Raw genomic sequence first — 13,175 nt, forward strand, 5'->3', positions numbered from 1 at the left:
GTGAGAACGCGGCGGATCAGCGGTAGAGGAGGTACTGGCGGCGGGTCGCGTCGAAGGCTGCCAGCTCGTCTCGCCAGGCCGCCTCGACCTCGTCGCCGGTGGCACCGGCGTCGATCTGCGTACGGAGCCTGGTCGACCCGGTGAGCTTGTCGATCCAGAACGGGCGGACGGTGTCCCACGAGTCCTGGCGCCAGGCGAACTCGGGATAGAGCGCCTTCGCGGTGACCAGCATCTCGACGCCGGCGCGGACCGGGTCGAAGCGGTCGTGGTCCTGGATGGTGACCTGCACGCCACCGCAGACCTTGCCGGCGTGCTTGTTGACCGACGGGTTGAAGTAGGCCTCCCGGAAGGTGACGCCCGGAAGCCCGGCAGCCTCCAGCGCCTCGGCCCAGCGGTGGTCGACGAACGGCGCACCGATCAGCTCGAACGGCTTGGTGGTGCCGCGGCCCTCGGAGAGGTTGGTGCCCTCGAACATGCAGGTCCCGGGGTAGGCCAGCGCGGTGTCGGAGGTGGGCATGTTGGGGCTCGGCAGGACGAAGTCGAGTCCGGTGTCGGCGAACAATGTATTCCGCTTCCAGCCGGAGACCTGTACGACGTCGAGCTGGGCCAGGCGCCCGCCGGCGTGCTTCTCGAGGAGCTCGCCGTCGAAGTACCGGGCGAGCTCGCCGACCGACATCCCGTGCTGCTGGACGATCTCGCGCGCACCGACGCCCGAGGTGTACGCCGAGGTCATCATCGGGCCGCGAGCGGTCCCGCCCACGGGGTTGGGCCGGTCGAGGACCACGAAGCGCTTCTCGGTCGCCACGGCGGCCTGCATCGCCGTCCACATCGTCCAGATGTAGGTGTAGAACCGGGAGCCGACGTCCTGGATGTCGAAGACGACGGTCTCGACGTCGGCGGCCCTGAACAGCTCGGTCATCTTCGCGACGTTGGCGCCGTAGGCGTCATAGACGGTGAGACCGGTGCGCTCGTCGACGAAGGTGCCCTCGGACCCTCCGGCCTGTGCCGTGCCGCGGAAGCCGTGCTCCGGACCGAAGACGCCGGCGATCTGCACCGAGCCGGACTCGTGCATCTCGTCGACGATGTTGCGCAGGTTGCGGAGCACGCCGGTGGGGTTGGTGATGATGCCCACCCGTTCGCCCGACAGTGTCGACCAGCCGTCGGCGGCCGCGCGGTCGGCGCCTGGGGTGACCACCCGGCCCGGGCCGACCGGTGAGGCGGGGTTGGCGGATGCACCCGTTGGACCGGTGAGGAAGGGAGCTGCGGCGGCGCCGACGGCGGCGGCGCCGAGCAAGCGGCGGCGGTCGAACCGGGGAACTTCAGTGTTCATGGGGGACTCCTGTGCCGGGTGTGAGGATCACCTTGCAGGCTAGTCCTGGCCGCGCGGGTTGGGAGCCGAATTGCCCAGGCGGGTGGGGTCAGTCGCTTCCCCTGGTTTCCATGCGCAACGGGCCGCAAACACGCCGGTGGTGACGTGGGTGCGGGAATTTTTCGGATTTCTTCGAGGAACTGCAACATCGGTGCGTTTAGGTACGTAACAAGTACTGAAGGGTCTGATCCGGACCGAACTCGGGAGCGTCCATGTTGGGCAATGAGGCTGTAACGGCCTCGACGAGCAGTCGAGGCAATGGTGTACGCCGGACTGCGGCGGCTCGCCACGCCGGACCTGCGGCAGTGGCCGAACGTGTACGTGACGAGCAACGGATCCATGCGAGCGGCAGGACGCCGGGGGGCGTCGTTCGAATGGATCTACCACCGGGCGTGAGGCCGGCGAGTCGACAAAGACCGCCGATCCGCCCGGTCCGATGGGTGGGGCTATGAGCGTGACCAGGAACGCGCTCGCCCCGCTCGGCGGGACCCCGTCCGCGTCTGTCGCGATCCCCGGTGCGCTCGGGCGCCGGGGCTCGGGCGCTGACGGGGTCCCGCTTTCCTGAATCGTCCGACGATCTCCGTACGGAGGGACTCGGAGACCTGCGGCCCCGGCCGCGTAACTCAACTCAGGAGAACGCAATGAGCTCGAAGATCCTCGGGGGACTTCGGCGGTCGGTCGTGGTGACCCTCCTGGCTGGTGGCTTCATGGTCGCCGGTGCGGGGATCGCCTGCGCCGGCTCGCACTCTGCCGAACAAGGTGACGGCCCGGCCGCATCGCTGGCCGCGGCGGAGCCGATCAAGGCTCCGGACCGCGGACCGGTGGGTCCGGTGACGATCTCGGGAGCGGCCGCCGGGAACGACGCGGCCCTGACGGTCACGACGGACGGAACGACAGTGGTGGTCAGCGGCCGCGCTCACGTCGAGTCTCCGGTCGGCCACGACGTGGACTCCGGCTCGTTGCTCGGCGGTGGTCGCGGCGTCGGTCTCGACACGGAGCCGTTCGGCTTCGTCGGGGGAGTGACCGGCGACTCCTCGTCGGCGGACATCGTCGGCGTCGGTCGCATCGGGGTGGAGAAGCACTACTACGTCCAGGGCGCGCCCTGAGCAGTCCGCAAATGAAACGCGTCGGGGCCACCGGGAGCTTCCCGGTGGCCCCGACGTGAGTCAGCCAGATCGACTGAGGCTCAGGCGGCTTCGTTCTTGATCGCGGAGATGTCGAACTCGAGCTTGATCTTCTCGGAGACGAGCACGCCGCCGGTCTCGAGAGCGGCGTTGAAGGAGAGGCCCCAGTCGGTGCGGTTGATCGCGACGGCACCCTCGAAACCGACGCGGGTGTTGCCGAACGGGTCCTTGGCGGAGCCGGTCTGCTCGAAGGGGACGGTGACCGACTTGGTGGTGCCCTTGATGGTCAGGTCGCCGGTGACGTTCCAGGCCTCGCCGTCGAACTCGACCGAGGTCGACTCGAAGGTGATGTTGGGGTGCGTCTCGTTCTCGAAGAAGTCGCCCGAGAGCAGGTGACCGTCGCGGTCGGCGTTGCCGGTGTCGATGGAGGCAGCCTTGATCGTGATCGAGACCTTGGACTTGGCCGGCTCGGCGGTGTCGATCGTCGCGGTGCCCTCGAAGTCCTTGAACGAGCCCCGGACGGTGGTCACCATCGCGTGGCGCGCCGAGAAGCCCAGGCGGGTGTGGGCGACGTCGAGGGTGTAGTCGCCCGCGATGTCCTCGATAGCGGCGGTCGGGGTGTCGAACTCGGTCTCGGTGGCCGCGTCCTTCTTGCTGAAAATGCCCATGGCGGGTGTGCTCCTGGAAGAATTGGTTGAAACTGCAATCATCATAACTGAACGACCTCGCCCAATGTTCCCGCTCTCGTGGGCTTTCTCGACGACCACGGGAAATTGGTTGCAGTGACAACGCTATCCCTAAATGCGCGAGGCCCGCTCCCCTTGATCGGGAGCGGGCCTCGTAGGCGTTGAGCGGTTGTCAGGCAGCGTGACGATTGGCCACCGGCGCACTGACTTCGACCCAGCGGGCCTCCATGTGCTTCCGGCCGCGGCGGTCGACGACGGGGAGCCAACGGAGCTCGAGCTTGCCGGTCACGTTATTTCCTTTCATCAGACACCTCCTGTTCACCTTGTGTTCACCTAAGGTACCGCACCCCCACCCGTATGTCCAAGTGGTCGGTCAGATCGCTTCGCGCGCCCCACTGAGGCGCTCGAAAACGAGTCATGCGGGACTATTGCGCCCCACTTCGTGATGAATCGACAGTTCCTGCCCGAAATCGGGCAGGAATTTGAACCTGAGGGTTGGGTGCCCCACAGTGAGTGGCGTGAAGGCCGAGCAAGCGCTGATCGACCACCTGGTCGCCACGACCGGGCTTCCGCCCACGGAGGCGGCGCGGGTCGTCGAGGACGTGGTGGCGTACTTCGACGAGCCGGTCGAGGCCTACGTACGCCGCCGGCACGCGCAGCTGAAGACCTATGGCGGCAAGAACGACGCGATCTTCGCGCTGCTCGCCGAGGAGCTTCGGTCGCGGGTCGTCGCCGCGCCGCAGCTGACCGAACGGCAGCTGCGACGGCTCATCTACGGATAGAACGACGGATAGATTGGACGGGACACATGTGCGGAATCGTCGGCTACATCGGACCTCAGCAGGCAGCCGGCCTGCTCACCGAGGGGCTGGCCCGGCTGGAGCACCGCGGCTATGACTCGGCGGGCATCGCCGTGCTGGGCAGCAGGCTGCAGGTGGTGAAGAAGGCAGGCCGCGTACGCGACCTGGTCGATGCGCTGCCGAAGCGGTTCGCCGGCAAGGTCGGCATCGGCCACACCCGGTGGGCGACCCACGGCCCGGCCAACGACGTCAACGCCCACCCGCACGTCTCCGCCGATGGCCGAGTGGCCGTCGTCCACAACGGGATCGTCGACAACGCCGCCTCGTTGCGGGAGCGCCTCACCGACTCGGGCGTCGAGCTGGCCAGCGACACCGACACCGAGGTCTTCGCCCACCTCATCGCATCGTCGACCGCGGAGAATCTGGAGGCCAAGGTCGTCGAAGGGCTCTCCCAGGTCGAGGGCACCTGGGGCCTGGCCGTCGTGCACGCCGACTTCCCCGACCGCATGGTGGTGGCCCGCAACGGCTCGCCGCTGATCGTCGGCGTCGGCGACGGGGAGATGTACGTCGCCTCCGACCTGGCCGCGGTCGTACGCCACACCACCACCGTCGCCCACCTCGACGACGGCGAGCTCGCGACGGTCACCGCGACCGGGTTCACGACCTTCCGCCAGGACCTGACGACGACCATCACGACGGCGCGCGAGGTCGACGTGGATCCGTCGGCCTACGAGTACGGCGAGCTCGCCGACGAGCCGCGGATGTTCACCGAGATCCACGAGCAGCCCTCGAGCGTCGAGCGGGCGTTGCGTGGCCGCCTCGACGAGCGGTTCGGCACCGCCCACCTCGGTGGCCTCAACCTCGACCCGCGTGAGCTGCGCGCCATCCGTCGGGTGAAGATCCTCGGCTGCGGGTCCGCCTATTACGTCGGCCAGATGGGCGCCGGCCTGATCGAGGAGCTGGCCCGGGTCCCCGCTGATGCCGAGGCGGCCTCGGAGTTCCGCTACCGGAACCCGATCATCGAGCCCGACACCCTCTACGTCGCCGTCTCCCAGTCCGGCGAGACGATCGACACCCTGCTCGCCGTCCAGGAGATCAAGCGCAAGGGCGGCCGTGTCCTGGGCGTGGTCAACGTCGTCGGCTCCGCCATCGCGCGCGCGGTCGACGGCGGCATCTACCTCCACGCGGGACCCGAGATCGCGGTCGCCTCGACCAAGGCGCTCACTAACATGTACGTCGCGTTCTCGCTGCTGGCGCTCCAGCTGGGCCGCGTACGCGACCTCTCTATCGCCGACGGGAAGCGGCTCATCGCCGGCCTGCAGGCGCTGCCGACCCAGATCGAGGAGATCCTCAAGAGCGAGTCGCACCTCGAGGAGATCGCCGCGCGCCTGGCCGAGGCCGAGTCGATGTTCTTCGTCGGTCGCGTACGCGGCTACCCGGTCGCTCGCGAGGGCGCCCAGAAGCTGAAGGAGATCTCCTACCGGCACGCGGAGGCCTACCAGACCTCCGAGCTCAAGCACGGCCCGCTCGCGCTGATCTCCGAGTCCGTGCCGACCGTCGCGATCGTCCCTCAGGACGAGCTGACCGACCGCAACGTCGCTGCCCTGCACGAGATCAGCGCCCGGCGCGGACCCCTGGTCGTGGTCACCCACCCCGACGTCGACCTCGGCGAGCTCGACGCGCTGCGCGTCGACGTACCGAAGAACGAGGTCGAGCTCGATCCGATCCTGATGACCATCCCGCTCCAGCTGATCGCCTTCCACGCCGCCAAGGCCCTCGGCCACGACGTCGACAAGCCCCGAAACCTCGCTAAATCGGTCACGGTGGAGTGACGTGGCCACCTATGGTTCGGCCATGCGGCTTCGTGGCATCAACATCCATCCGGTGAAGTCGACGGCGATCCGTCCGGTGCGGGAGGCGTACGTCGGGAGGGCCGGTCTGGCCGGCGACCGCGAGTGGATGATCGTCGACGGTCACGGGGAGCTGGTCTCGGCGCGGGAGATCCGCGAGCTCTTCAGCATCGTGGCCGACACCCCGGCGACGGGCGGCAGCGCCGACCTACGACTGAGTGCGCCCGGCCACGCGGCGGTCGAGGTGGCGTGCCCGACCGAGGGCGTACGCGACATCACCATGTTCAAGCAGGTGAAGATGCGCGCCCGACCCGCCGGCCCGGAGGTCGACGCGTGGTTGCGCCGCGTGCTCGACCGCGACGACGTGTCGCTGGTGTGGTGCCACGACCCGTTGCAGCGGGTGCTCAAGGCCAAGAACGGCTTCAGCATCTCGGACCATGCCACCTTCCAGGACGATTCGCCGGTCTCGCTGATCACCGATGCCTCGGTCGCCGCGATCGACAGCTGGAGCCCGGAGACCATCACCGTCGAGCGGTTCCGGCCGAGCCTCGTCGTCGAGGGAGCTGAGGACGCTTTCGCGGAGGACGGCTGGAGCGAGGTCGCCATCGGGCCGGTCCGCCTCCGGATGATCACGCCGGTCTCCCGCTGCGTCATGACCACGATCGATCCCGAGACCCTGGAGAAGGGAAAGGACCCGCTGCGTACGCTCGCAGCCCATCGCAAGCGGGACGGCAAGGTCTGGGCGGCGGTGCATCTCGTCGTCGACAACCCCGGTGAGATCGCAGTCGGTGACGAGGTCATCGTCTCCTGACCGAGACCGAGACAATATCGGGCCGGGTCGGCAAGTGACGGGTCCCACCGCGCCGAGAAATGCATATAACGTGCTATATGGGCCTACCGTTGGAGGGTGAGCAACGACCCTGAATCTGCCGTATCCACCACTCCCGCGCCCGAGGAGCCGAGCGCGCCGAGCCTGGAGGCTGACCAGGGACCGACGTTCGACTCACTCGGTCTCTCCGCCAGCGTCCTCAGCGCGGTGAAGGCTCTCGGCTACGAGACGCCCAGCGCCATCCAGGCCGCGACCATCCCCTCGCTGCTCGAGGGGCGTGACGTCGTCGGTCTCGCGCAGACCGGCACCGGTAAGACAGCCGCGTTCGCGCTGCCGGTGCTCTCCAACCTCGACATCCACCAGAACGCGCCCCAGGCGCTGGTGCTCGCGCCGACGCGTGAGCTGGCCCTGCAGGTGTGCGAGGCGTTCGAGCGCTACGCGTCCAACCTCAACGGCGTGCGCATCCTGCCGGTCTACGGCGGCCAGGGCTACGGCCCCCAGCTGACCGCGCTCCGTCGCGGAGTCCACGTCGTCGTCGGCACGCCCGGCCGGATCATGGATCACCTCGAGAAGGGCACGCTGGACCTGTCTCAGCTGCGTTTCCTGGTGCTCGACGAGGCCGACGAGATGCTCAACATGGGCTTCGCCGAGGACGTCGAGACCATCCTCGCCGAGACCCCTGAGGACAAGCAGGTCGCGCTCTTCTCCGCGACCATGCCTGCGCAGATCCGTCGGCTGTCGAAGAAGTACCTTCGCGACGCGAAGGAGATCTCGGTCAAGGCGAAGACCCAGACGGCCACGAACATCACCCAGCGCTACCTGATGGTGTCCTACCCCCAGAAGGTCGACGCGCTGACCCGCATCCTCGAGGTCGAGAACTTCGAGGGCATGATCGTCTTCACGCGCACCAAGTCCGAGACCGAGTCGCTGGCCGAGAAGCTCCGCGCCCGAGGTTTCCTGGCCACTGCGATCAACGGTGACATCGCTCAGAACCAGCGTGAGAAGACCGTCAACCAGCTCAAGGACGGCTCGCTGGACATCCTGGTCGCGACCGACGTCGCGGCCCGTGGCCTCGACGTCGAGCGGATCTCGCACGTGGTCAACTACGACCTGCCGACGGATGTCGAGGCGTACGTCCACCGCATCGGTCGCACCGGCCGCGCAGGCCGCACCGGCGACGCGATCTCGTTCGTCACCCCGCGTGAGCGGTGGCTGCTGCGGGCGATCGAGAAACACACCAAGGCTCAGCCGACGCAGATGCAGCTGCCCTCGGTCGACGAGGTCAACGCGACCCGCCTCTCGCGCTTCGACGACGGCATCACGGCCGCGCTCCAGGAAGCCGAGCGCATCGAGTTCTTCCGCGACGTGGTGCGCCACTACGTGGAGGAGCACGACGTTCCCGAGGTCGACGTCGCCGCCGCTCTGGCCGCCGTGCTCCACGGCGAGGAGCCGCTGCTCCTCGACCCGGAGCCGGAGAAGCCCTCCTACGACGACCGCCGCGGGCGTCGCGACCGTGATGACCGCGGCGGCGAGCGTGGGCCCCGGCGCGAGACGGGGACGTCGCGTCAGAGCGGACAGCCGCTGGCGACGTACAAGATCCAGGTGGGCAAGCGTCACCGCGTCGAGCCGCGCCAGATCGTCGGCGCCATCGCCAACGAGGGCGGCCTGCGCCGTGCCGACTTCGGCAACATCTCCATCCGCAACGACTTCTCGCTCGTCGAGCTCCCTGCGGACCTGGCGCCCGAGACCTGGAAGGCGCTCGAGTCGACCCGCATCTCCGGCAAGCTCATCGAGCTCACCGAGGACTCCGGCGGCGGCCCCGTGCGACGCTCGGGTGGCCGCTTCGAGAAGAGCGCACCCCGCTACGGCAAGTCCGACTCCGACTCCTCTTCCGCCGCCGGCGAGCGTCCCCGCAAGCCGCGCCAGAAGCGCAAGTTCGACTGATCTGAGAAGTCACCGACTCGGCCGAAGCGTCACTCGCGTCGGCCGAGCGGTCACTGCCGTGCCCTCTCGGCCGACCTGAGTGACGTCTCGGGCGACGGGGGTGACGTCTCGACCGGCTCGTTTTCAGCAGGCGGCGAGGGTGCGCTGGGCAGAGAGGGCGACCAGGGCGAACGGCGCTGCCATCAGGGCGATCGCGCTGAGGACCAGTGTCACGGTGAGGCCGCCGGTCAGTGCCAGCATGGTGAAGCCGGTCAATGGCACCACCGTGGCCGTGGCCAGGGACCAGGTCGCGGTCAGCCGGGCCGTGCCGCGCCCGATCCGCAGCCAGCGCTGACCGATCGCGGTCGCCATCAGGGCGATGATGGCGCCGAGAGCGCCTGCCGTGCCGATGTAGCCGATGACGAGGTCGAGGGCGTGGAACAGGCCGGTGTCTGGAGCGGTCGAGTGGGCGGTCCCGCCGAGGTTGATCCCACCGTCCCACAGGAAGGCCTGCGGGATCATCACGAGGACGAGCAGAGCGGCCGTACGTCGGGCGGCGCCGATCGCGACGGTGTCGCGGAAGCCCGGAGCGATGACGTCGACGGCACCGAAGTCGCGTAGTGCGAGCGCCTCGGCCTCGGCGGTCGTGTAGCCCGCCCGGGTGTAGGCGTCGGTCGCGTCCTCGAGGTGGTCGCCGGCCTCGCGCAGCAGGTCGCGGCGGGTCAAGCTCGGGCCGGGGACGGCGGCGCGCAGGTCAGCAAGGTAGACGTCGACGGCGCTCATGGGTCCATCTTCTCCGTGCTGCCGGGTCGACCACATCAGGGAACCCCCTGAATAGAGGAGGCCGCGGGTGCGATCTCGGTCACCACCCGTGACGTCTCGGCCGACGGGGGTGACGTCTCGGCTGGGTCAGGCCTCGCCGAGGACGCCGGAGACGACCTGGGAGAAGGTCCGCCACTCCTGGCGTTGGGCGGCGAGGGCGCCGCGACCGGCGGAGGAGAGCTCGTAGGTGCGGCGTTTGCGGCCGCCGACCTCGGACCAGGAGCTGTCGAGGTATCCCGCCTTCTCCAGGCGGCGTAGGGCCGGGTAGATCGTGCCCGTGGGGAGGTCCAGCTCGCCACCGCTGCGGGCGCTCAGGGCCTCGATGATCGCGTAGCCGTGAAGGGGCTGCTTCTCGACGACGGCCAGGATCAGCGAGTCGAGGTGGCCACGGAGTGCGTCGGCTTTCATGTAGACAGCCTACACAGCCCGAGTTACATTGTCTTCATACATGTCGTCTGTCTACACGTAGCCAGACGAGTTCAAGGAGGAGACACGAATGACAACACAGACGACGACCAGACCAAGCCCGCTGCGGCGGCTGGCGACCTTCTCTCAACGCCATCACTGGACCGCACTGCTGCTGTGGGTGGTCGTGCTCGTGGGCGTGACAGGGGCGGCCCAGGGCATCGGCGACGACTACCGCAACTCGTTCGACATCCCGGGCAGCCAGTCCCAGGAGATGGCCGATCTCCAGGCGAAGCACGGCGGGGCGACCGGCGACGAGGTGCGCGCGGTCATCCACGACGAGCGCGGCTGGAACACCGACCAGCAGGCGGTGGACGAGCTGATCGCCGATCTCGCCGAGATTCCTCACGTCGAGACCGTGGAGCCGGCCGATCCGCAGCGCGGCTCGGTGAGCGAGGACGGTACGACCGCACTCGTCACGATCGTGATGGACGCCGAGGCCGGTGAGCTCCCGACCAGTGCCTACGAGCCCTTCCTCGAGATCGCGGAAGACTCGACGACCGACGATCTCCAGGTCGAGATGGCCGGCGACTCGATGCGTGAGGTGAGCGGAGGCGAGGGCGGCAGCTCGGAGGGGCTCGGGATGCTCGCCGCTCTGGTGATCATGCTCTTCATGTTCGGCTCGTTCCTGGCGGCGAGCCTGCCGCTGATCACCGCGATCTTCGCGGTCGGCACGACCTTCGGTGTGGTCACGCTGCTGTCCCACCTGACCACGATCCCGGACTACACCGCGCCGATGCTGATGCTCGTGGGGCTCGGCGTCGGCATCGACTACGCACTGCTGGTCTTCTCGCGCTATCGCAGCGAGCTGCTCCACGGCGCCAACCGTGAGGACGCCACCTCGACCGCGATCGACACCGCCGGCCGCTCGGTCCTGTTCGCCGGCGTCAGCGTGATCCTGGCCCTCTGCGGCCTCTACGTGCTGCAGCTGACCTCGATCCAGGGCGTCGTGCTCGGGGTCGCCCTCACCGTCCTGATGACGATGCTCGCCGCGGTCACCCTGCTCCCGTCCCTGCTCACCCTGTTCGGCAAGCGCCTGGAGAAGTCGATACGCAAGCACGCGGCCCGCTCCGGGCGCGAGCCCGGCCGCCGCTGGCGCGCCTGGGCAGGTGGAGTCCAGCGGCATCCGTGGGCCGCGTTGATCGTCTCCATGGTCGCTCTCGGTGCCCTCGCGACCCCGGTCCTCGGCCTCCAGCTCGGCTTCGCCGACGCCGGCAACGACGACAGCTCCTCGACCACCCGGAAGGCCTACGACCTGGTGAGCGACAAGTTCGGCCCCGGTGCCAACGGCCCGCTCGTCGTCATGACCGAGGGCTCGCAGGGGCAGGCGGAAGCGGCGTACGAGAGGCTCCAGGCGCACGAAGGCGTGGCCGCGGTGACGCCGCCGCAGCCTTCGGCCGACGGCGCGGTCTACACCTCCATCGCCTTCCCGGAGACCGGCCCTCAGGACGCCGAGACCACCGAGCTGGTGAAGGAGCTGCGCGCCGACCTGGGCGACGACGTCCTCGTCGGGGGATCGACTGCGGCGCTGATCGACTACTCCGAGGCGGTCTCGAAGAAGCTGCCGCTCTTCATCGGGCTGGTGGTCGGGCTCTCCGCGCTGCTGCTGATGTGCGTCTTCCGCTCCGTCGCGGTGGCGATCAAGGCAGCGATCCTCAACCTCATCTCGATCGGCGCCTCGATGGGTGCGATGACGTACGTCTTCCAGGAGGGTCTGCTGGGGGTGGAGCCGGGGCCGATCGAGGCGTTCCTGCCGGTGATGACCTTCGCGATCGTCTTCGGTCTCTCGATGGACTACGAGGTCTTCCTGATCTCGCGGATGCGCGAGGAGTGGCTGCGCAGCGGCGACGCGCAGGAGGCGGTCCGTGAAGGGCTTGCGCACACGGGTGGCGTCATCACCGCGGCCGGCGCGATCATGGTCGTCGTCTTCGGTGCGTTCTGGTTCAGCCCGGATCGGATGCTGCAGGAGATGGGCTTCGTGATGGCGGTGGCGGTGCTGCTGGACGCGGTCGTGGTCCGGTGCCTCGTCGTGCCTGCGGTGATGCGGCTGCTCGGTGCTCGCGCATGGTGGCTGCCGCGGTGGCTCGACCGGATCCTCCCGCGGCTGCAGAACGTGTGATGAACGCGGAGAGATCGCGCGGGTGAACCGCGCGGTCTCTCTGCGCGGGTTCCGGACAGTTACTAAGGCGTGAAACTAATTTTCCTGCGAGCGAGGGCCAGGACGCGTACAACCGAAGCGAAGGGTCGCCACCGGCGGCCCCTGGCTTTCGGGAGTTGCCATGAACGGTTTGACCTTCCGCCTGTCCAAAGTCCGCCTCGCGGTCTCCCTCACATCCATCGCCCTTCTCGGCGCCGGCCTGGCCGTCGCCCCCGGCTCCCCAGCCTCCGCGGCTGGGGAGTCGTACGTCGCGCTCGGCGACTCCTACTCCTCCGGAGTCGGCACCCGCAGCTATCTCAGTGACGGCTCCGCCTGTAAACGGTCGACCCTGGCGTACCCGAGCCTGGTCGCCGCGGCGAAGAGCTACAGCCTCAACTTCCGCGCCTGCTCGGGCGCAGTCGTCGCCGACGTCACGAACAGCCAGCTCAGCGCCCTGTCCAGCTCCACCCGCTATGTGACCATCTCGGTCGGTGGCAACGATGCCGGCTTCGCGGACGTGATCACCGAGTGTGCCCTTCCCGCCTGGGCGAGCGACTGTGCGGGCGCGGTCGCGGGGGCGCAGAACTACATCCGCAGCACGCTCCCCGGCAGCCTCGGGACGCTCTACTCCCGGATCCGGTCGGCCGCGCCCAATGCGAAGGTGGTGGTCGTGGGCTATCCGAAGCTGTTCATGGGCGAGGACTGCAACGCCTTCACCTGGTTCAGCCCGCAGGACGAGGCGATCCTCAACGACACCGCTGTGCTCCTCAACAACACCACCGCCTCGCGCGCGAGCACCGCCGGATTCGGCTTCGTGAACCCGATCAGCCGGTTCACCGGACACGCCGTCTGTGACGACGTCGAGTGGGTCAACGGGCTCTCCAACCCGATCGAGGAGTCCTACCATGCCAACGCAGCCGGCCACCGCGACGGCTACACGCCTCTGGTGAGCTCTCCGCTCACCGGCGCCGCGGTCACCGCGACCCCGGCACTGGTCGACGCCGCCGAGGCGACCGGCTCCGCACAGGCCGCCAAGCAGCGGAAGTACGCCGCGCTCGACCGTCACATCGAGCCGAAGGTGTTCCAGCCGCCGACCCGTGAACGTCTGCAGAAGCTCGCGGACCAGCGCGGGGTGGATCTGGACGCCTGGCTGGCGACGCACTGAGCGAA

General features: G+C 68.5%; 11 protein-coding genes. 7 read left to right on the plus strand and 4 right to left on the minus strand.

Going from position 1 to position 13,175, the window contains the following annotated elements; translation table 11 throughout:
• Positions 1 to 16 precede the first annotated feature (16 nt).
• Complete coding sequence (locus BJ988_RS25520) at positions 17 to 1,330, minus strand: exo-beta-N-acetylmuramidase NamZ family protein (protein WP_179660652.1); 1,314 nt, start codon at positions 1,328 to 1,330, stop codon at positions 17 to 19.
• A gap of 680 nt (positions 1,331 to 2,010) precedes the next feature.
• Here BJ988_RS25520 and BJ988_RS25525 point away from each other — a divergent pair.
• Positions 2,011 to 2,475, plus strand: a complete 465-nt coding sequence (locus BJ988_RS25525; RefSeq protein ID WP_179660653.1) for a hypothetical protein — start codon at positions 2,011 to 2,013, stop codon at positions 2,473 to 2,475.
• Positions 2,476 to 2,555: 80 nt separating this feature from the next.
• Here the strand turns inward: BJ988_RS25525 and BJ988_RS25530 are convergent, their stop codons facing one another.
• A complete protein-coding gene (locus BJ988_RS25530; RefSeq protein ID WP_179660654.1) occupies positions 2,556 to 3,161 on the minus strand; it encodes a YceI family protein in 606 nt (201 codons plus the stop codon).
• Between the two features lie 536 nt (positions 3,162 to 3,697).
• Between BJ988_RS25530 and BJ988_RS25535 the strand changes: the two genes are divergently transcribed.
• The 4 genes from BJ988_RS25535 (at position 3,698) to BJ988_RS25550 (ending at position 8,602) form a co-directional block, all read left to right on the plus strand.
• Positions 3,698 to 3,961: a hypothetical protein gene (locus tag BJ988_RS25535; RefSeq protein WP_179660655.1), complete on the plus strand. Its 264-nt coding sequence runs from the start codon at positions 3,698 to 3,700 to the stop codon at positions 3,959 to 3,961.
• Positions 3,962 to 3,987: 26 nt separating this feature from the next.
• Positions 3,988 to 5,811, plus strand: coding sequence for a glutamine--fructose-6-phosphate transaminase (isomerizing) (glmS, locus tag BJ988_RS25540; RefSeq protein ID WP_179660656.1), 1,824 nt, complete (start codon positions 3,988 to 3,990; stop codon positions 5,809 to 5,811).
• A 22-nt stretch (positions 5,812 to 5,833) separates the two neighbouring features.
• Positions 5,834 to 6,640 carry an MOSC domain-containing protein gene (locus tag BJ988_RS25545; protein ID WP_179660657.1) on the plus strand — a complete coding sequence of 269 codons (807 nt, stop codon included), beginning with the start codon at positions 5,834 to 5,836 and terminating at the stop codon, positions 6,638 to 6,640.
• Positions 6,641 to 6,736: 96 nt separating this feature from the next.
• A complete protein-coding gene (locus tag BJ988_RS25550; protein WP_179660658.1) occupies positions 6,737 to 8,602 on the plus strand; it encodes a DEAD/DEAH box helicase in 1,866 nt (621 codons plus the stop codon).
• A 123-nt stretch (positions 8,603 to 8,725) separates the two neighbouring features.
• Here BJ988_RS25550 and BJ988_RS25555 read toward each other — a convergent pair whose 3' ends face one another.
• A complete protein-coding gene (locus tag BJ988_RS25555; RefSeq protein WP_179660659.1) occupies positions 8,726 to 9,364 on the minus strand; it encodes a permease prefix domain 1-containing protein in 639 nt (212 codons plus the stop codon).
• A 126-nt stretch (positions 9,365 to 9,490) separates the two neighbouring features.
• Positions 9,491 to 9,811: a PadR family transcriptional regulator gene (locus BJ988_RS25560; protein ID WP_179660660.1), complete on the minus strand. Its 321-nt coding sequence runs from the start codon at positions 9,809 to 9,811 to the stop codon at positions 9,491 to 9,493.
• Between the two features lie 88 nt (positions 9,812 to 9,899).
• On the opposite strand from BJ988_RS25560, the gene BJ988_RS25565 reads away from it, so the two are divergent.
• On the plus strand, positions 9,900 to 11,987 hold the full coding sequence (locus BJ988_RS25565; RefSeq protein WP_179660661.1) for an MMPL family transporter: 2,088 nt from the start codon (positions 9,900 to 9,902) through the stop codon (positions 11,985 to 11,987).
• 160 nt (positions 11,988 to 12,147) lie between these two features.
• Positions 12,148 to 13,170 (plus strand): SGNH/GDSL hydrolase family protein, encoded by a 1,023-nt coding sequence (locus BJ988_RS25570; RefSeq protein ID WP_179660662.1) that lies wholly within the window; start codon positions 12,148 to 12,150, stop codon positions 13,168 to 13,170.
• Positions 13,171 to 13,175 lie beyond the last annotated feature (5 nt).

This window comes from Nocardioides panzhihuensis (assembly GCF_013408335.1).
Taxonomy (GTDB): Bacteria; Actinomycetota; Actinomycetes; order Propionibacteriales; family Nocardioidaceae; genus Nocardioides; species Nocardioides panzhihuensis.